This window comes from Desulfacinum infernum DSM 9756, assembly GCF_900129305.1.
Classification (GTDB): Bacteria; Desulfobacterota; Syntrophobacteria; order Syntrophobacterales; family DSM-9756; genus Desulfacinum; species Desulfacinum infernum.
In genome coordinates this window covers 51,563-71,113 of sequence record NZ_FQVB01000004.1, presented here as the reverse complement: position 1 = coordinate 71,113, position 19,551 = coordinate 51,563, and the positions used below count along the sequence as shown (strand labels likewise).

Annotated in this window: 14 protein-coding genes; 4 read left to right on the top strand and 10 right to left on the bottom strand. The window is 62.9% G+C overall.

Features of this window, described 5'->3' with window-relative positions:
- Window positions 1–16 precede the first annotated feature (16 nt).
- The 3 genes from BUB04_RS01395 to BUB04_RS01385 all read right to left on the bottom strand — a co-directional run bounded on the left by BUB04_RS01395 (window position 17) and on the right by BUB04_RS01385 (window position 7,936).
- Window positions 17–2,911 carry a PAS domain-containing hybrid sensor histidine kinase/response regulator gene (locus BUB04_RS01395; RefSeq protein WP_073036242.1) on the bottom strand — a complete coding sequence of 965 codons (2,895 nt, stop codon included), beginning with the start codon at window positions 2,909–2,911 and terminating at the stop codon, window positions 17–19.
- A gap of 51 nt (window positions 2,912–2,962) precedes the next feature.
- Complete coding sequence (locus BUB04_RS01390; RefSeq protein ID WP_073036241.1) at window positions 2,963–4,063, bottom strand: ABC transporter substrate-binding protein; 1,101 nt, start codon at window positions 4,061–4,063, stop codon at window positions 2,963–2,965.
- 531 nt (window positions 4,064–4,594) lie between these two features.
- The gene (locus BUB04_RS01385; protein WP_073036239.1) at window positions 4,595–7,936 is read right to left on the bottom strand and encodes a bacteriohemerythrin; all 3,342 of its coding nucleotides are present in this window, start codon (window positions 7,934–7,936) and stop codon (window positions 4,595–4,597) included.
- 303 nt (window positions 7,937–8,239) lie between these two features.
- Between BUB04_RS01385 and BUB04_RS01380 the strand changes: the two genes are divergently transcribed.
- Both BUB04_RS01380 and BUB04_RS01375 read left to right on the top strand, forming a co-directional pair.
- A complete protein-coding gene (locus BUB04_RS01380) occupies window positions 8,240–8,593 on the top strand; it encodes an ArsR/SmtB family transcription factor (RefSeq protein WP_073036237.1) in 354 nt (117 codons plus the stop codon).
- A 28-nt stretch (window positions 8,594–8,621) separates the two neighbouring features.
- Window positions 8,622–9,746 (top strand): SO_0444 family Cu/Zn efflux transporter, encoded by a 1,125-nt coding sequence (locus tag BUB04_RS01375; RefSeq protein WP_073036236.1) that lies wholly within the window; start codon window positions 8,622–8,624, stop codon window positions 9,744–9,746.
- Window positions 9,747–9,874: 128 nt separating this feature from the next.
- Here the strand turns inward: BUB04_RS01375 and BUB04_RS01370 are convergent, their stop codons facing one another.
- Window positions 9,875–10,528: a translation initiation factor IF-2 gene (locus BUB04_RS01370; protein ID WP_084075852.1), complete on the bottom strand. Its 654-nt coding sequence runs from the start codon at window positions 10,526–10,528 to the stop codon at window positions 9,875–9,877.
- A 122-nt stretch (window positions 10,529–10,650) separates the two neighbouring features.
- Here BUB04_RS01370 and BUB04_RS01365 point away from each other — a divergent pair, with 122 nt between their 5' ends.
- Window positions 10,651–11,109: a universal stress protein gene (locus tag BUB04_RS01365; protein WP_073036233.1), complete on the top strand. Its 459-nt coding sequence runs from the start codon at window positions 10,651–10,653 to the stop codon at window positions 11,107–11,109.
- A gap of 211 nt (window positions 11,110–11,320) precedes the next feature.
- On the opposite strand, the gene BUB04_RS01360 is transcribed toward BUB04_RS01365, so the two are convergent.
- The 6 genes from BUB04_RS01360 to pdhA form a co-directional block, all read right to left on the bottom strand.
- Complete coding sequence (locus BUB04_RS01360; protein ID WP_073036231.1) at window positions 11,321–12,937, bottom strand: FAD-dependent oxidoreductase; 1,617 nt, start codon at window positions 12,935–12,937, stop codon at window positions 11,321–11,323.
- Between the two features lie 209 nt (window positions 12,938–13,146).
- Complete coding sequence (wrbA, locus tag BUB04_RS01355) at window positions 13,147–13,767, bottom strand: NAD(P)H:quinone oxidoreductase (RefSeq protein ID WP_073036229.1); 621 nt, start codon at window positions 13,765–13,767, stop codon at window positions 13,147–13,149.
- Between the two features lie 9 nt (window positions 13,768–13,776).
- Complete coding sequence (lpdA, locus tag BUB04_RS01350; RefSeq protein WP_073036491.1) at window positions 13,777–15,195, bottom strand: dihydrolipoyl dehydrogenase; 1,419 nt, start codon at window positions 15,193–15,195, stop codon at window positions 13,777–13,779.
- 453 nt (window positions 15,196–15,648) lie between these two features.
- On the bottom strand, window positions 15,649–16,941 hold the full coding sequence (locus BUB04_RS01345) for a dihydrolipoamide acetyltransferase family protein (RefSeq protein ID WP_073036227.1): 1,293 nt from the start codon (window positions 16,939–16,941) through the stop codon (window positions 15,649–15,651).
- A 17-nt stretch (window positions 16,942–16,958) separates the two neighbouring features.
- Window positions 16,959–17,945 (bottom strand): alpha-ketoacid dehydrogenase subunit beta, encoded by a 987-nt coding sequence (locus tag BUB04_RS01340; RefSeq protein WP_073036226.1) that lies wholly within the window; start codon window positions 17,943–17,945, stop codon window positions 16,959–16,961.
- Window positions 17,938–19,044 carry a pyruvate dehydrogenase (acetyl-transferring) E1 component subunit alpha gene (gene pdhA, locus BUB04_RS01335; RefSeq protein ID WP_073036224.1) on the bottom strand — a complete coding sequence of 369 codons (1,107 nt, stop codon included), beginning with the start codon at window positions 19,042–19,044 and terminating at the stop codon, window positions 17,938–17,940. Before pdhA ends, BUB04_RS01340 begins: the two co-directional genes overlap by 8 nt.
- 207 nt (window positions 19,045–19,251) lie before the next feature.
- On the opposite strand from pdhA, the gene BUB04_RS01330 reads away from it, so the two are divergent.
- A complete protein-coding gene (locus tag BUB04_RS01330; RefSeq protein ID WP_073036222.1) occupies window positions 19,252–19,446 on the top strand; it encodes a ferredoxin in 195 nt (64 codons plus the stop codon).
- Window positions 19,447–19,551: the final 105 nt, after the last annotated feature.

The window sequence follows — 19,551 nt, the reverse complement described above, 5'->3', positions numbered from 1 at the left end:
CGGAAATCCGCGACAGTCACGCCAGCAGGTCCTCCCGGGTGAATGGCTTCTGGAGCACATCCGCGATACCCAAATCCTCCAGGCGCGACTTGGGAAGGCATGCGGTATTTCCCGTGCAGATGACCGCCGGCGCCCGAACCCCCATTTCCCTCAATCTCTTTACAAGCTCCACACCAGTCATTCCGGGCATGGTCTGATCCACCAGGAGCACATCCAACCCGGTGCACCCACCGCCCTGCGCCGCTTCGATCACCTCCTCGGCACTGCCCACCACGCTGGCCTCGTGTCCTTCCAGCTCCAGCATCTCACGGAGCATCTCGCGCACCAGCTCCTCGTCGTCCACCCCCAGCACCTTCATGCGGTTCACCGGCATAGCTTGGGACCTCTCCCGGGCCGCTTCCTCCGCCTCCTGCGCAAGGGGAAGATAGACCCTGACCGTCGTGCCCTCTCCCGGCCGGCTCTCAATGGCAAGGGCTCCGCCATGGCCCGTCACGATTCCGTGGACGACGGACAGGCCGAGCCCCGTGCCCTGCCCGCGCGGTTTGGTGGTGAAAAAGGGATCGAAGACCCGCTCCAGCACGTGGCGGTCCATGCCCACGCCGTTGTCCTCCACGCTGAGACAAACATAGCGGCCCGGCTGCAGATCGGCATGGGGAGGTTCGCCCCGACCGGTTGAAGCAATCTCCCGGCACTTCACCCGGAGCACTCCCACCCGCCCTTCCAAGGCATGGGCCGCATTGGTTCCCAGGTTCATGATGACCTGATGGATTTGCGTGGGGTCTCCCCGGATCAGATCCTCGGTCACCTGGAATTCCCGCTGGATTTGGACGGTGGCTGGAAGCGTCGCCCTGAGGAGCTCGAGGGCCTCGCTCACCACCTCCGTCAAGCGAAAAGGGCCGAACGCTCGCTCCTCCCGGCGGCTGAACGTCAGGATCTGGCGGATCATGTCGCGGGCCCGCTCGCAGCCTTTGAAAATCCTCTCCATTCGTTCGCGGACCCGCTCATCGCCCTTTGCGTACATCAAGGCCAGCTGGGCATTGCCCATAATCGCCGTCAGGATGTTATTAAAATCGTGAGCGATTCCTCCAGCCAGCGTTCCGATGGCCTGCAACTTCTGACTTTGGCGAATCTGCCTTTCAAGCTCCCGCTCCCGACTCACATCCCTCTGAATATAGACGTAATTTACGATCCGCCCCTCCCTGTCGAAAATCGGGGTTGCACTGGCTTCCCCCTCGATACTCTTCCCTTGGCGTGTTCTCGTGGGGATCATCCCTTTCCAGGGCCTTCCGGAAGACAAAGTTTGTCGGATCTGGTCGTACACCTGGGTATCGATGGCGTCGGAGCGCAGCACGTCCAGCGGCTGTCCCAACACCTCCGCCCGCTTCCAGCCGAACATCCGTTCGAAAGCCGCGTTCACGTACTGGATGGTCCATTTCCGATCGGCGATGAAGACCGCCTCCGGCACTTGTTCAATGGCTATGGCCAGTCGCTCACGCTCCAGCTCCGTGACCTTCCGGGCCGTCACGTCCACCATGCACAACAACCGGGCCGGTCGGTCCTCCTCCATCATGGGACCGGCATACAGTTCGACCCATATCTCGCGACCCGCCTTGTTACTGAGCCGAAACTCCCTACTGGCGACGCGCCCACTTTTGATTTCATTCCAGAGCCGTTCCCGCTCACCCAGACGCACATCGCTGAGAAGGGAGAGAAACGGAACCGAGACCAACTCATCGCTGCCATAGCCCGTGATGTCACACACCGCCTTGTTGGCAAACAAAATGACCCCCGTCTCATCAACGGTCAGAATCCCCGCAGGGCTCGTTTCCACAAGAACCCGGTAACGCCTCTCGGAAGCGTCCACCTGCCTTTGGGCGGACTGCCTGATCCGCCCCTGGAGGTCCCAGAAGCTTTTCAAGACCCGGTTGAAGGAGGCGGCCAAGGCCTGTATTTCCTGGTAGCCCACGCAAGTCTTGATGAAACGCGGCTCCTGGGCCGAAGCCAGCTGGCCCGCCTCACGAACCAACAGGTCCAACGGCGAGCAAACCCTTCGGATGATGATCCGTGCAACCAGGAGGGTGCCCGCCAAGACCACGAGCACGATGACGCTCAACGTACTCACGAGTCCGGCCCGCTTCCGCTGCAGGACCGTCAGCGGGTACACCACAGAAAGGACCCGGCCGTCCTCCAGGGGCGCCATGACATAGCGGCCGCCATGCCCCCGCACGTCCCACCATGGCAACTTCATGAGCTCGGCAGGAATTACAAAGTCGCCTTCCACTGAGGTCCCGTTGCACACGTCGACAAATCCGGCCTTGTACGGACGAACGATACGCCCCGCCCCGATCGTCTCGAGCTCTCTTCGGAAGGCTCCGTCCTCTTGGAACACATAGACGCCCAGGACCGTGCCCAGGAGCTCATCCTGGCGTTTGACGGGCACCGTGGCCACGAGAAGCGTCCTTGTCCCGCAAAAGAAAGGGGTCGGGCGGGCCCCCAGGGCAAAGAAATTCTCCATGGGAACCCCTTCGCACAGTGTCGGCCGGTTCATTCCGGGTCCAACCGGGTGTATGCGGCCGCTCTGGGCTTCCTGAACGAAAACATGCATCCCATGCCGCGGCCCATATCGGGTGGCGATAATCTCGTCGATACGATGGCTCAGGCCCAGCATGAGGTTCACTCGCACCCCGTTGTCCGTGCTCACCGTGCGTACTCTTTCCGTCAGAGAGCTCAACCGCTCCCGCATTTCGAGCCTGAGTCGCGTTTGGTTGGCATGCAGATGCTGCAGGTATTCGTCCCTGTAGGACCGTTCCAAGATGGTGAAGAACCAGCCCAGAGCAAACAACAGGGAAACGCCTTCAAAGGTCAACAGGGTCCACAGAAGGGATCGGGCGAAGGAACGGGGTTTTTTCACACACCACACCTCCACAGAAGCATCGGTTCCGCTATCACCCATCGAGGCCATTCAGTGCGCAACAAAGCGTGTAAACCAAACCATGTCGGCGGCCAGGATGACGTCCTCCGGCAGTTGAATTCCCAACTGCAACGCGCGGTTGAGGTTGAAGGCGAGAGCACATCGGGAAGAGTCCACGATGGGGATGTCTGCCGCGGATCTGCCGGAAAGGATTTCCACCACCATGTTTCCGGCCTGTCTTCCCATGGCCCGGAAATCCACAACGGCCCCGCCGAACAATCCTGCCGCGACAAAAGTGAAATTGATCGCCATTTCGGGCTTCCGTGAATGGGCCGTCGTCCAGCGCAGAATCTCCGAGGTGGCATACGTTCTGCCTCGACCGTCCCTCAACAAGAGTGCCGCAGGATAGATAGCACCCACATCCGGGTCCTGCCCGGCCCGGAAGACCGCATCGCAGTAGGCTTCCCAGCTCCGGGCGGTGAACACCTCCCAGTCGCAGGGCGCTTCGGGGGCCGGCACCAAAAGTTCCCTGAGGATCTCCCTCTTGATAGCCCGCCCCGTGGGCGATTCGTCACAGAAAAAGACCACTTTCTTAAGGCCGGGAAAAAGTCGCTTATGAACCCTCAAGGCCTCGCGCACATGAAGCCTTTCGTGCACGCCTGTTACGTTTTTTCCCGGCCTTTGGCGAGTTTCCATAAAATCCCGGATCCGATCATATTCCTCCGGCGCCTCGTTCACGCCGCAAAAAACGACCGGAATGGGCTCACCCACCAATCTGAGGCCGACGGTTCGAAAGGCGTTGTCATCCAAGGTCAGGACCACATCGGGTCTGGAAGCCCGAATCCGTTGAAGAACCCGTGCCGCCTCCGTCTCCATGAGCTCCGGGGTGTTATTCCGCCTCTTCGTATCCATGAAATGGTTCTCGATCAGGATATTGACCCCGGGCAGGAGACCGGATTCGCCCAGCTCGGCCAGCATGCCGTCGAACTGCGGCTGCCCGCAGGCATGGCCTTCCTCATAGCTGTGAACGACAAAAAGCCGCGGCACATGACGCGGCGTTTCCGCCTTCCCACCTCCAGCCAGGATCGAAAGGACCAGCAGCGCCAATCCGGCCGCCCGCGCCACTCTATACCCGCGCGGACCGGCCTTCATCCGCTCCCGCCTCCCTGTTCGGAACTAAGCAGCCCACGCGCAGTGAATCGATTCGTCCACATGAGTCTCGAACCATTCGGCCCATCCAGTGCATTCAACGCGGGGCAAAAAACTTGCCCCCAGGCCTTTCCAAGGCATTGGGAACCCGCGACCGTTGCAAAGCACAAGATCCCCGCGCCCCTTCGAACGAAGGGTTCCTGGCGCGGGGATCCGGCGCTTTCACCAAGCCGTGGGATGCCACCTACGGGGCTGTCCGAGAACGCCGAGGCCCCGGTTTTCTCGTAGCGCCGCCCTTTAGGGCTGCGGAAGAACCTCCGGACGTTGGACGGGCCATCGCTCATTTCCCGCCACTTCATGGGGTTGCGATGGACCTTTCCGCGGGGCTGAAGCCCCGCGGCTACGAAGTGATTGGAAATTCCCGGCCCCTTGAGCCGGAAAACCATTTTCGGACCCGCTCCTACGGGGCCGACCCGATGGGCCGCCCTTCCCCTTGTCCTGCACTGGAACGGGTCGGCTTCCATCGTCACCAGCTCAGAACCGCGACGCATCCTCCTCGCGACCAAGGTAGGGAGCGTACTTTTGATCCACGCTCAGGATGTGCTTCTTCAGCCAGTTTTCAAGAAAGTTCAACACTTCCATACTCAGGCCGAATTCGCCGTTGCGGAATCTTTCGATGACCTCCCGCACCCGGTCCGTCAACCTGGCGTGCGCTTGTCTGTGAGCGGCCAGCTCGGGGTAACCGGCCCTGGCCATCGCTCTTTCTTCCTGCTCGAAATGCGTCTCCGTATAATCGGCCAGATCCTCCAACAACGCACCCAGCGTATCCTTCCCCTTGCCTTGGGCCATGGCCTGGGCCAGACGGTTGACCATGGCAAACAGTTTCTGGTGCTGCCGGTCCAGGTCCACATCCCCCACGGAGTACTCCTCGCTCCACACCAGAAGGTCCCTGTGTCCCGCATTTTCGCCGCCCCCCGGCCGGGTGGCCCGGTGGGCCGGAACTCTTGCGGGCGCATCGGCACCCATCGCCGGACCCCTCCCCGCCTTGCCCTCAAGGCCGAGCCGGGCAGCCGGTTCCCCCCACGCGGGCAGGCTCCGCGTGGGCCTGGACTCGTCCCCGTTGCGGGACACCGCATTCCCCACCACCTTGGCAAGCTGATGGACATAGTCGCGGACCATCTCCGCCTGGGCACTCAGTTCCTCGCTGGCCGAGGCGGATTCTTCCGCATTGGCGGCATTCTGCTGGACAATGCGATCCATATCGGCCACCGCCCGGTTGACCTGCTGGATGCCTTCCGCCTGCTCGCTGCTGGCCGCAGCGATTTCGGACACCAGCTCCCCGATCTTGGCAGCCCCGTCCGCCACCTTGGCAAAGGCCTGGGACACCTGTTCAGCGGCCTGATTTCCGAAGCTCACTTTCTGGACCGTTCGGTCGATGATCTGGGACGTATTCTTGGCCGCCTCCGCCGCTCGCATGGCCAGGTTTCGTACCTCATCGGCCACGACGGCGAAACCGGCCCCGGCCTCGCCCGCTCGAGCCGCCTCGACGGCCGCGTTCAGAGCCAGCAGGTTCGTCTGGAAGGCGATCTCATCAATGGTTTTGATGATCTTCTGGGTCTCCTGGCTCGCCTGCGCAATATCGCCCATGGCTTCCTCCAGGGTCTCCATGGCCTTCTGGGCTTCCACCAGATCCTGGCCGGACGTCTTGGCAATGGCGTTGGCCTGGGAGGCATTGTCCGCATTCTGACGCGTCATGGACGCCATCTCTTCGAGGGCCGATGAGGTCTCTTCCAGGGATGCCGCCTGTTGGGAGGCCCCTTCCGCCAGTTCCTGGCTCGACTCCGATACCTGATTGGACGCCGCCGCCACCTGATCCGCCCCTTCGCTCAGCCCGGTCACCACCCGGAGGATAGGGTCGGCAATGCGGCGGCCGAAGGCCACAGCAACCACGATACCCGCTGCCAGCATGGCCAAGGCGATCCCGATCGCCCACTTCACGGACTGACGCTGGCCTTGCCGCAGGTTGTCTCCCACATGCTTGGCCATTTCCATCAGCTCATCCTGGGCCATCATCGTCACAACCACGTAGGTCGCATCCCCCACCTTCAGGGGCTTGTAGGCCATGAACTTCGCAACTCCTTCGAATTCGTAGGCGCCTGTTCCCTTTTCCCCCGAAAGACCCTTTTTCAGCAGCTCCGCCAAAGCCCCGTACCGGGAATCCGTCAGGTTGATTCCATCCGTCAGGCCGTATTTCGGGTGAGAGACAATAATGCCGGCCTGGTTGACCACGGAAGAGTAGCCCGTCTTTCCATAGGTTTTGGAAGACAAGACGTCCCAGATGACCGACCAATCCAGGTTGAGCGCCACGGCACCTGCAAATTCGCCAGCCGCCCGGACGGGGATCACCACACGCATTTCCGGCTTTCCGGTGTTTTCGGCCAGGACCACGCCGGTGTTCACGAGACCGTCCGCCCTTCGAACCGCCTGGAACCAGTCGGCTCCGCCCTTGTCCCGCAGATCCTCCACGAAGGCGCCATCCACGAACTTCAAAACCTCCCGACCGCTGGCATCCAGGAACCGCACCTGGCTATAGAGCCTCTTTTCGCCCCGGGCCGTTTCCACCGTGGCCACCTTCCACAGGGCTTCCAACTCCCCGCGGAACCCCTGCCAGTAGGCCTTCTGGGCTTCCCCGCCCAGATCCTCCCACGAGCAGGTGCTCATGATCACCCAGCCGTAATCCACGAATTCCACGGCGGCCACGACCTTGTGAACGCCGTCGCCGTCGGTGTAGCTGCTGAAGGTCTTCCCGATCTCTCTCGCCTTGGAATAGGCGGCCATGACCTGCGACGAATCGGGAAGGTCGCCCACCTTCCTGCCCACCAGTGTGTCGTCCCGATGGGCAACGACGACCCCCTCCTTGTCGACTATGAAGAAGACACCGCAACTCCCGAGGCGAGCCGAGGCGATGGCCTCCCGCATTCCATCCAGGTCCTTTTCCTGGATAGTGATGGCCACAGCCCCGATCACATCATCGAAAGGATCCACCAGGGGCGCGTAAATGCTCTGGTACCATTCTCCGTCCCTGGCCTCCCTGACCTTGTAGTTCTCCCCATTAAGCAAGGCCTGGATGAGAGGATTCGGATCCCCCAAAGCGCCCTTGCTCGGAATGAACGACCCCACATCGCGCTGAGTCTCCGTCCTGGCCATGCTCGACCCCACGCGGAGCATGTCCCCGTCCTCGTTCATGCGCTGAAAGATGATGCAGTCGCTTCCCGAGATGGCCTTCACATCGTCGACGATCGCCACCTCCTGGTCGAAGGAATCGGCGGGGTAGAGAAGTTCCGACCCGAACTGCATGAGGGAAAGCTTTACGGGGTGCGTCTCACCCGTCACTTCGTTCCTGGCGTCCCACTGGAATTCGATGCCCGTAGTGGCCACCAGTCCGTATTGCTTCATCACGGCGCGGGCCAGCCTCAGATCACTCTCCAGCTTCTGTCTCACGGTATTCTGGCGCGACTCCAACAAATCGAAGAACCGGCCGATTTCCGCAAAGACCCTGTCCTTGGCCAGGTTGGCCAGGGTTTCGTTGGTTCCCGTCCTGGCGCTGATGTAGCCTTCCAGGTTGGATGATGCGGCCAGCCTGCGAGCGTCGTTCTCGGTCTGCTTGACCAGGTTCGCCACCAGGGTGTGATCGTTTTCCAGAATGGCGGACAGATGCGTCTTGCCATTCTCGGCAAGCACATCGTTCAGGTATCCGGTCAAATGGCCGGACTGGGACCGTGAAAGCAGCGTGTTGATGGTCGTGCTGACCACCAGCGGGACCGCAACCAGGGCAGCGCACAGCGCAATGAGCTTGGATTTCAACGTGAATTGCATCGGGAACGCTCCTTTCCTCCTTTCGGGCACACCAATGGCTCTACGGCATCGCATGTTTCCGTACGTTGCCTATCGGCTCGATTGTGAAAAAACTTAAGACTGATTTTGCCTATACGAGGATGTAAGCCAGCGGAGAGGAAAAGACGTGGCGCCGTGACTATCGGCTCCGGCACGCCCACCCCTTCCCGCGGCGGGGGCCCAGCCCGGGGAGGCCTTCGTTAAAATCCCAGCCGGGCGGGCTTGACACGAGGGGGCGAGTCCGGTACATATCACATGAACATGTGGTCATATGAGGAGGGTTTTATGCATGTGGATGTGTGCTCCGTCGTCTGCATCCACCCGGAAAAGGTGGATCGCGCCCGAACCCGGATGGTGTCCGAAGGGACCGCGGAACGCCTTGCGGAGCTTTTCAAGGTGCTGGCCGACCCCACGCGGGTGCGCATCCTGAGCGCCCTCCAGCACGGGGAACTCTGCGTGTGCGACCTGGCGGCCGCCATTTCCGCCTCCCAGTCGGCCGTGTCCCACCAGCTCCGCCTGCTGCGCGTCGCCCGGCTGGTGAAGGTGCGCCGGGAAGGCAAGATGGCCTTCTACTCCCTGGACGATGATCACGTACGCCACCTGTTCCGTGAGGGTTTGGAGCACGTGGCCGAAGAGTGAACTCTTTCCCCCGGAAGAAAGCACAAGCATGTCGCAAGCCGTTTTCCCCATCCTGTTGAAGATCGTTGGAAACAGCTGGGCCATCCTCGCGGAGTCGGCTCCGTTCATCCTCTTTGGTCTGTGGGCGGCGGGCCTGGTCAAGGTCTTTCTACCCGAAGAGAGGATTCTTCGGCACTTGGGAGGGCACAGCACGGCGGCCGTTGTGAAGGCTTCCCTTCTGGGCATCCCGCTGCCCCTCTGTTCCTGCGGCGTCCTTCCGGTGGCCATGGATCTCAGAAAACGCGGCGCGGGAAAGGGACCTTCCACGGCCTTTCTTGTCTCGGTGCCGGAAACGGGAGTGGACTCCATCGCCCTCTCCTACGTCCTCCTGGGACCGGTTCTGGCCGTTCTAAGGCCGCTGGCCGCTTTCGTCACCGCCACGGTGACGGGGATGCTCGTGAACCTGCTCCCCCAGTCCGATCCGGCCGAGGCACCTTCCCGCCCGCCCTTGCCTGACGCCCCCCAGACCGACCCCCATGCGGCCCACCAAGGTTCCCAGCCGTCTTTGGGAAGACGCGTGGTCCAGGGCATGCTCTACGGCTTTTCCGATCTCCTGCAGGATTTGGGCGGTTGGCTCTTTTTGGGGATTCTGCTCTCCGGCGTGATCGCGGCGCTTCTGCCGCAGGACGTCACCCGATTTCTCACCGCCCACGAAGGCTGGTCTCTGCTTCTCATGCTCGCAGTGGGAATCCCCCTTTACATCTGCGCCAGCGCTTCCACGCCCGTCGCCGCGGCCCTGATCCTCAAAGGGCTCTCTCCCGGGGCGGCCCTGGTCTTTCTTCTGGCGGGTCCCGCCACCAACACCGCCACCCTCACGGTGCTGGGGCGCTTCTGGGGAAAGGCCGTCACCGCCGTCTATCTCGCTTCCGTGGCTTCCTGCACGCTTTTCATGGGCTGGATCACGAACCTGGTGTTCGAGACCTTCAACATTCCGGTGGCGGCATCGGAGCTTGCCGCCGTCCATCATTCCCGGGGTCTTTGGGAGCCCTTGTCCGCAGCCCTCCTCCTAGCCCTCTACCTGCTGCCCTTGGGGGCCCGAAAGATCCGCGCCCGTTGGCAGGCCTCGGGACCAACCCGTGCAGCCTGTTCCTGTTCCTCCCTTCCAGGCACATGATCCTCTTCCCGTTAGCCGGCGCGGGACGCCGGCACCCGCATCCTTAAGTGTTGTGGGCTTCGGATGGTCGCTCGGGCCTCTGGAGTCAACCCGGTGGCCGGGGAGCTTTTTCTACGTGGAGGCAGGAGCTAACGCCTTCTTGTGAAGACTTCCACCAGGTCACCCTCTCTGGCCCTGTTCCAGTCGGCGATCTTGATCCCCACTTGAGCTCCAACCCCTGCTTCCTGCACCGGGCGCCGGTCCATCTGCATGGATTGAATCATCCCTTCATATACAGGGCCCATGGCCGAGATAACCCGAAACGGCCGTCCCACCACGAAACGCCCCTGGGTGATCTCGCAGCCGATGATCCTGCCCTGTCCCACCAGGTCTTCTTCCCCTGCATCCTTTTTCCTTGGGCTCTGAACTCGCTTTAAGACGGCGGCTTCCAGCTCGTGAACCACATCCGAGGTCAGTATTTCGACCCCCATGGTGCGCGCCGCTTCTTCCACCTTCGGAGAAACTCCAACTTGAAAACCCACGACCAGCTTCCCCGCCGTAGCGGCCAGGAGCACGTCGTTCTTGGTGACCTCGCCGGGCGCGCTTCGGATCACCCTCACCTCCCGACCCGCTTTTGACAAACGTTCCAATAGACCTTTGACCGCCTCACACGTACCCGCCGTATCGGCTTTCAACACCACTTCCAGCGCCCGTTCCCGAGCCTCTGGTCGGGGCCTCGGCAAGGGGTGAGCCCCTTGACCTTCCCCATGCCTGGTGTTTCTCCTTTTGGACTTCCGGACCATCTTGCCGACCTCCGAAGTTGCGGATTGGGGTGCCCGAATCACCAAAGCGGTCCCTGCTTGTGCATCCCTTCCGAGTGCATTAGCGTTAAGTAAAACCCATCGAGCGAAAAGGAGGGCCCATCATGAAAGTCTCCAAAATCTTATGGCCCACGGATTTGTCCAAGAGCTCCGCAGCGGCTCTGGACTATGTTTTGGATCTATCCGCAAAGTACGGTGCGGAAGTGGTCTTGCTCTACGTGGTCGAGGACATGAGCGGTCATGAGCCGTGGTACGGGGAGTGGGGCAGGAAGCACTTGGAAGAGTTTCACAAGTGGATCGTACGGGAGGCCACGGAGCGCCTCGACAGGATCTGCAGGGAGCGTCTCCAGGGGTGTCCGCGTTTTGAGCGGCTCGTGGAAGGCGGCGATCCCGCCAAAAAGATTCTCGAGACCGTTGAAAACAAAGGCATTGATCTGGTGGTGCTGACGAGCCATGGTCTCAAGGGCCACTTCCCCTTCGGCAGCGTGGCCGAGAGGGTGGTGAAGAACGCCAAGGTGCCGGTTCTCGTGGTTCGGCCCAGCAGCGGAGGCGACGGTTCCTGATCGCCCGGCGGTTTACAGGGGCGACAGCGTCCTCCCGCGCCTGCAACCCCATTTCCGGCATGCATGTGGGGGCGGTCCGGGAACCGCCCTCACACGCCAAGACCGTTTCCTAAAGGCATTGGCTCACCGTGTTCAAGTCTCACCGTTCATACGGCTCTGCGCCCTGAGGCGTGCAACATTCCGCTCGGCGGCTCGTCCGGCCCCGCGTCCCCTATCCCGCCGCGGAGTGCTCCCGCGTCCAATAGGGGTTCGAAAGATCTTCGAAGATGGTCATGGCTGCCGCCGCCCCGGCTGCCGTGGCCGTCACGATCTGCCGGTAGCCCCCCTCCACGTCTCCCGCCGTGTAGACGCCCGGAATGGCGGTTCGGTGCGACCCGTCGTGCCGAACGAACCCGTCGGGGGTGAGCGGGAGGCCCAGCTTTTTGGCCAGGGTGGTTTCCGCCACGTAGCCGATGGCCACAAAGACGGCGTCCGTTTCGCGGGTAAAGGTTTCTCCGGTCTTGTTGTTCTTAAGGAGCACGGCTTCCACGAAGCGCCCGCCCACGATTTCCTGCACCTCCGTGTTCCAAAGAACCGGGATTTCGGCACCTTCCAGCGCCTTCACCAGATGTTCCTGGGCGCGCAAGGAATCGCGCCGGTGCACCAAGGCCACCTCCACCCCGATGTGATGCAGATGCAACGCTTCCGTCACGGCGCTGTTGCCGCCCCCCACCACCACGGCCTTTTTGCCCCGGTAGAGCGGTCCGTCGCAGGTGCTGCAGTAGCTCACTCCGCGACCCGCCAGCCGGTCTTCCCCCGGCACTCCCAGCCGGCGATAGGAGGCCCCCGTGGCGAGAAGCACCGCGCGGGCCGTGAACCGCCGCCTGGTGGTGACCACTTCCAGCCGTCCGTTGGGACGCACTTCCACCACTTCTTCATTGGGAAAGATTTCCACGTATTCCAGCGCGTGGGACACCATGATGTCCACCAGCGTTTTCCCGGGCACGCGGCTCAACCCCGGATAGTTTTCCACCATGGGGGTCGTGGCCACCTGACCTCCCAGGTTGCCGCGCTCCACCACGGCGGCGCGCAGCCCGCTGCGCACGGCGTAAATGCCCGCCGTCAAACCGGCGGGACCTCCGCCCACGATGACGAGGTCCGTTTCCACTTCTTCCGCGTCGCTGTCCGGGATGAAGATGGTCTGGGGTTCCAGCTTCACCAGAGAAGCCATGAAGAGCTCCTCCGGCTGGGCCCCCTGGGCGATAAGCACCTCGTTGGCCACCACCTGCGGCACGCTGAAGGCCTCATAGGCATCGGCCAAATCGGGGTTGAACTCGATATCCACGATATCCACGGAAACGGCCTGAGGCCGAGCCACCGCGGCCTTGACGGCATTGACCGCCTGCTGAGGGCAGTAGGGGCAGGTGGCGCTCACAAACACCTTGATCCGTCGCTCTCCTTCCAGCCGGGAGAGAACCTTCCGGGACTGGTCGCTCAATCCGTCGGTGGCGGTACCCATGTGGAGGATGGTCTCCACCAGCGTTCGGCCTTCCTCCCCCAGAGGCAGCCCCAGATAGCGGACCCGGTAGCGATCCGGGCAGAAAAGGAGCATGGGGGTGCGATCCACATGAAAGTGGGCCGCTTCGGGGTCGGCCACGTCCCGGTGCATCACTCGAACCTTGCGGGACAGGTCCTTGAACATGGAGACGAAGGTCTCCACGGCCTCCCGCATCTCGGGATGCCTCCTATCGGAAAAGGCATGGATGGCCACCTCGTACGGCAGCTTGTCGAAAAGGTTTTTCAGATGTTCCGCCACATCCTTGGGCAAGGACCCTCCTTTCCGCGCCATGTCGTCTCCTCCCTTCCCCCATCGGCACAGGATCCGCCGGGGACCTTCCCTGTCCTGAAATGGAGCGTTCTCTCCGTCGGGTTTTCTCACCCCAGCGGGATGAGCGGGGGGATAGACCCCGCCCCGCTCCCACAGAGGGTTCATGAGAGAGAAAACGCCAGCGAACGTCAAGAAGCGCCCATGAAGATAAGAGGTCGCTCCGATCCTCGTTAACGGGCTTTGAGCTTGGCGGCGATTCGGGCCACGTGTTCGCCTTGGAACCGGGCCCCTTCCAGCTCGTTGGAGCTGGGAAGACGACGGCCTTCACGGCCCGCGACGGTGGAAGCCCCGTACGGCGAACATCCGGAAACCTCCTCGTCCGTCATCTGCCCTGCGAACGTGTAGGGAAGTCCCACCACCACCATGCCGTGGTGAAGGAGGGTTACGTGGAACGTCAGGATGGTGGCTTCCTGCCCGCCGTGCTGGGTGTTGGAACTGGCCAGGACGCTGCCCACCTTGCCCACCAGGGCACCCCGGGCCCACAGTCCGCCGGTGGAATCCAGAAACTGGCGCATCTGGCCGCACATGTTGCCGAACCGCGTGGGGGTTCCGAAGATGATCCCGTCCGCCTCCGCCAGTTCCTCCACCGTGCACACCGGCACGTGCTCCTGGCGGCGCAGACTCTCCACGGCCCCCATCTTTTCGATCACCTCCGGGGGAAGCGTTTCCGGCACCCTCCGGATCAGCACTTCGGTATCGGGAACACGTCGAGCCCCCTCCGCGGCGGCTTCCGCCATCTGATACACATGGCCGTAGAGCGAATAGTAGACCACGAGAATCCTTGTCTCCATCTTCTCCTCCTATGGACCGGGTACAAAAAGATGCGTGGCGCTGCCCAGAAAGACCTCGGCGGCTTCCCCTTCCGTTTCCGACAGCGTGGGATGGGCGTGGATCGACAGTGCCACGTCCTCGGCCGTGGCCGCCATTTCGATGGCCAGCACCCCTTCGGCGATGAGGGTTTCGGCGCCTCGACCCACGATCCCCATGCCCAGGACCCTTCCCGAATCCGGGTCCAGGACCATCTTGGTCAGGCCTTCGGCGGCTTCCATGGTGAGCGCCCGGCCGGAAGCCCCCCACGGAAAGCGTGCCACCTTGACCCGAAGGCCCTTCTGCCTGGCCTCCGTCTCCGTCAATCCCGCCCAGGCCACCTGCGGGTCCGTGTAGACCACGGCCGGAACGGCCCGGACGTCGTAGGCCGACGGCAGTCCGGCGATGGCTTCCGCGGCCACCTTTCCTTCCCGCATGGCCTTGTGGGCCAGCATGGGATCCCCCGCCACATCCCCCACGGCAAAGATGGTGGGAACCGATGTGCGGCATTGTTCATCGGTTTCGATGTATCCCCTGGCACCGATCCGAACGCCTGCGGCCTCCAACCCCAGCCCGGCGCTTCGCGGCCTTCGTCCCACCGCCACCAGGACCTTGTGGAAGCGGTCTTGAACCGGGCCATCCGGCGTCCGAAGCGTCACGGCCACACCGTCCTCTTCTTCGCTGATCTCCGTCGCCTCGCTTTGCAGGTGGATCTTTTCGAACACCTGGGCGAGCCGCTTTTCGAGAGGGCGCGTGAGGTCCGGATCCACGCCGCCCAGAAGCCTTTCTCCCCGGTGAACGAGGGTCACCCGGCTCCCCAGGACGGCATAGGCGCTTCCCAGCTCCAGCCCGATGTAGCCGCCGCCGATGACCAGCAGCCGCTGCGGCAGGTCGTCCAGGTCCAGCGCCGCCGAGGAATCCATGATGCGCCCGCCCACCCGAAAGGCAGCGTCTGGAAGGGCCGCCGGCTCCGACCCGGTGGCCACCACGGCATGGCGGAACTTAAGATGGGTGACGTCCGATCCGTCCAGGCGCAGGGTGCGCTCGTCTTCAAAAACCGCCCGGGCCTTGAGCACCTGGACGCCCCGCCGCTGCGCCAGCTTGGAAAGGCCGCCGCACAGCTTGTCCACAACGGACTCCTTCCAACTCCTCAGCTTGTGGAGATCCACTTGCGGCGGCCGAAAGTCCACACCGCGTTCCGACGCGTGGAGCGCGTCCCAGACGATCTCCGCCGTCTGCAGCAGGGCCTTGGACGGGATGCACCCGCGAAGGAGGCACGTTCCGCCCAGCCGGGCTTCGGCTTCGATCAGGGTCACCTCCAGGCCCAAATCCGCCGCCCGAAAGGCCGCGGCGTACCCGCCCGGACCTCCTCCGATGACGGCCACTTCGGTTTCCTGCGTCAACTCCCCCATGACCATGAAATTCTCTCCTCCTTCCTACGCGCAGCGCGCATCCGGCCTGTTCCGTTCACCGATGATGGACATGAAAGAGAACCGCGAATGAACACCAACGGACGAAAATGGACATGTGAAAAAATAGGGCTTTGGCGGCTTGGCGTGAGCCCATAGAGGTCTCGCGCATCCGATTGATCTGCAACGCGACCTTGTCCTGTTCGTGCGCACGGCCCGTAGGGGCGAATAATCATTCGCCCCTACGGCGACCTGCTTTCCGAAGGTGCGTTTCATCCTTCGTTGTCGCGGGCCGTCCGTGATGAGGGATAATGTGAAAGAACAGTGCTTTCGGTCCTTTACTGGAGCGGGCTTCGCCGCGATGGCCCCTTCCCGTTACGAAGACAACGGAAGTCCCCAGGCATCTTGAGCCGCCGAGCCCTTCTCGCAGATAATCCTCGTCTCTCCCCACGTTCCTCACATGGATACCAAGAGCAGCTTGGGATCTTCCAGGAGCGCCTTCAAGTGGTTGAGAAAACGGGCGCCGTCGGCTCCATCCACCACGCGGTGGTCGAAGGCCAGCACCAGGGGAAGCATCAGCCGGACCTCCATCCGATGGTCTTCCAGGGTTCCCTTCACCACCGGTTCCAGCGAGGCACGGCCGGCACCCAGGATGGCCACCTGGGGCGGGTGGATGAGCGGGGTGAACCCCCGGCCGCCCAACGACCCGATGTTTGTGACCGTGAAGGTCCCGTCCCGGATATCTGCGGGGCTCAGGCGGGCCTCCTGCGCCTTTCCGCCCAGCTCCTCCAACTCCTCGGCCACCTCCCGAAGGCTTTTTCCCTCCACATCGCGGATCACCGGCACCACCAGGCCCCTCGGGGTGTCCATGGCCACACCCACATGGATGGACCGGTAGATAAGGATCTCTTCCGCCTCTTCGTCCAGCGAGGCGTTGAAAGAGGGAAATTTCCGGAGAGCGGCCCCCGCCGCCTTCACGAGAAAGGCCGTGAGGGTGAGATGCACGCCCTCCAGGGCCGGGGACTCGAGCACCTCGCGGCGAAGCCTTTCCAGGTCGGTGATGTCCGCCAGGTCATGGTGGGAAACGTGGGGAATCTTCCAGGAAAGAGCCATGCGCCTGGCGATGGAGCGGCGAACCGACTTGAGGGGCACCCTTTCCCGGACCTCCGAGGGGCGGAGCTCCCGGGCCGCGCCGGCCCCCGGCTCCACACCCTCCCTTTCGGCCGGGGAGGGCTCCCGGGCGGCTGACGGCTCAACCGGCGCGGCGGGCGCCTTCGCCCGATCCGCCGCCCGACGCACGTCCTCGGCCGTCACCCTTCCCTCGGGTCCCGTTCCCTTCACCGCTCGCAGATCCACCCCCAGTTGGCGTGCCAGCTTGCGCGTGCTCGGAGACGCCGCCACCGGAAGTTCCGCCTCCCGCGGGACCCCTTCCTCTTTTTCCGCTTTTTCCGGAGCCGGTTCCGGCGCTGTCGCCTCCGCCCTTCTTTCCGGCTTCGCTTCCCGTTCTTCTTCCTCCCCCGCCACCGCGAGCAGCGGATCCCCCACGTGCACCACCTGCCCGGCCTTTACATGGACCGCTTCCACAACGCCGGTAAAGGGAGATGGAATCTCCACCGCGGCCTTGTCCGTTTCCACGATGAGAATCACCTGGCCCTCCGTGACGGTCTCGCCCACGGAAACCAGCACGTCGATGATTTCCCCCTCATGAATGCCTTCACCCAAATCCGGAAGCCGAAAGGTCCGTCCCATCGCTTCGCTCCTCCCCCTTAGGCCTCGACGGCCAGCGTTTCCTTCACCGCGCGTGCGATCCTCGCCGCATTGGGCAGATAGGCCTGTTCCCGGGAAAACAAGGGAAAGATCAAGTCGTAGCCCGTGGGGCGCCGAACGGGGGCTTCCAGGTGATAAAAGGCCTTTTCCACGAGCCTCGCCACGATTTCCGCCCCCGGTCCGTAGCTGCGGGGCGCCTCGTGCACCACCACCACGCGCCCCGTCTTCCGGGCCGATGCCGTGAACAGCGTGTCATCCAGAGGAGCCAGCGTGAGCAGGTCGATGACTTCCGCCTCGATGCCGTCCTTTTCGCTGAGCTGCGCCGCCGCTTCCAGCGTGGGCCGCACCATGGCGCCGTAGGTGATGAGGGTCACGTGCCGGCCCTCGCGCACCAACTCCGACCGGCCGATGGGCAAGGTCTCCTCCTTTTCGGGAACTTCTTCGCGAAACGCCCTGTAGACCGCCTTAGGTTCGAAGAAGATTACGGGATCCGGGTCCCGGATGGCGCTCACCAAAAGAGCCCGGGCGTTTCGCGGCCCCGAAGGGATCACCATCTTGAGGCCCGGCATGTGGGCGTAGAAGGCCTCACGGCTTTCGGAATGGTGCTCCAGCGCCCGCACGCCGCCTCCGTAGGGCGTTCGAAGCACCATGGGCACGGTGAATCGGCCCCGGGAGCGCCACCGGAGGCGCGAAGCGTGGCATTCGATCTGGTGGAAGTTAAGGTACGAAAAGCCGGAAAACTGGATCTCGCAGACCGGGCGAAGCCCGTGTACGGCCATGCCGATGGACATCCCCGCGATGGCCGATTCCGCCAAGGGAGTGTCCAGCACCCGGTCCTCGCCGAATCGGTCGATCAAACCGTCCGTGACCCGAAAGACGCCGCCGTCGCGCCCCACGTCTTCTCCCAGCACCACCACGCGGTCGTCTTGCTCCATCTCCTGGCGGAGCGCCAGGTTGAGTGCCTGAACCATGGTCATCTTAGGCATCGTGCGACTCCATCCTTTCGGCTTCCAGGGTTCTCTTCAGCTCCTCCCGCTGTTCCTGGAGCGTGGGCGGAAGCGTCTCAAAATGGTGTTCGAACATCTCCAGCGGATCGCCCAGTTCGCCCCGCATGGCCTCGTAGCGGTCCACCGCCTTGCCGATGGCCTCCCCGGCCCAGGCAGCGTTCTCCTCCACCTTTTCCTGCGTCAAGATCCCCTTTTCCAACAGGTACTTTTGGAAGCGCGGAATGGGGTCCTTTTGAGCCCACAGGGCCACCTCCTCTTCGCTCCGGTACTTGGTGGGATCATCGGCCGTGGTGTGCATGGCCAGCCGATAGGTGACGCATTCCAGGAAGGTGGGCCCCTCCCCCGCCCGGGCACGCTCCACCGCCTCGCGGGCCGCTGCGTAAACGGCCAGCACGTCGTTTCCGTCCACCCGGATCCCCGGCATTTCGTAGGCCACCGCCTTCTGGGCCAGCGTCTTGGAGCGGGTCTGGCGGGAAAGGGGCACGGAAATGGCCCACTGGTTGTTCTGGCAGACGAACACGGTGGGCGTTTGAAAAACGGCGGCGCAATTGAGCGCCTCGTGGAAGTCGCCCTCGGACGTGGCACCGTCCCCGAAAAAAGTCATGGCTACCTCACCCGTCTTCCGATAACGGGCGGCCCAGCCCAGGCCCACGGCATGCAGCAGCTGGGAAGCCACCGGGATGGCCACGGGAAGGGTCTTCTGATCGTCCGGAATGCGCCCTCCTTCCTCGTAGCCGCCGAAATAGAGGAGGATGTTTTCCATGGGCGTCCCGCGCCAAAGCTGGGCCGCCGTCTCCCGGAAGCAGGGAACCACCCAGTCGCCCGGATCCAGGGCGGCCACGGCCCCCAGCTGGGCCGCCTCCTGCCCCTTGATGGGCGCGAAGGTGCCGATTCTTCCCTGGCGCTGGAGCTGGAGCATCCGTTCGTCCAAAAGGCGCCCCAGGACCATGGTGCGGTAGAGGCGCAGGAGAAGATCTTCGGGAATTTCCGGTTCCAAGGCCTTGTCCAGCGTTCCGTCTTCCTTGAGGATGGACAGGTATTCCACCGGTGAGGTGATTTCGATGGGCACACGCGGCATCACGACTCTCCTTTTCTTCGGTTGCACGCCGATCGAGGGGGTTTTCGGTCGAAAGGCTCTTCGGGCCACGTAACATGCAGAATCGCTCACGACAAGCCGGGGCGGTGCTCTTGAGGACACCATGCCTCGAGTCCTTGTCGACGCGTGGCCGGCATGCTAGCTCTTACGGAAGTATTCCAACCTTTCCATCCACAAGGGAGGCGCATCATGAAGGTTCGGATTGACTACGATCTTTGCATGGGCGATCGCAATTGCAACACCGTCTGCCCCGAGGTGTTCCAGTATGATGAAGACAAACTGGTTTCCAGGGTGCTGGTGGACACCGTCCCGGCGCATCTGGAAGCCAAGGTCCGGCAGGCGGCGGAGGAATGCGCCCCGGGAGCGATCCTCATCGAAGAGTAGTCCGCCCGTGGGCGGGAGGCCTGCGCCCGGGCGATCCCTCTCCGGAGAACCGCCCGGGTCGGCCCACATCACAATTCGCCTCCCGCCGAAAAGCGCTTGCCCATA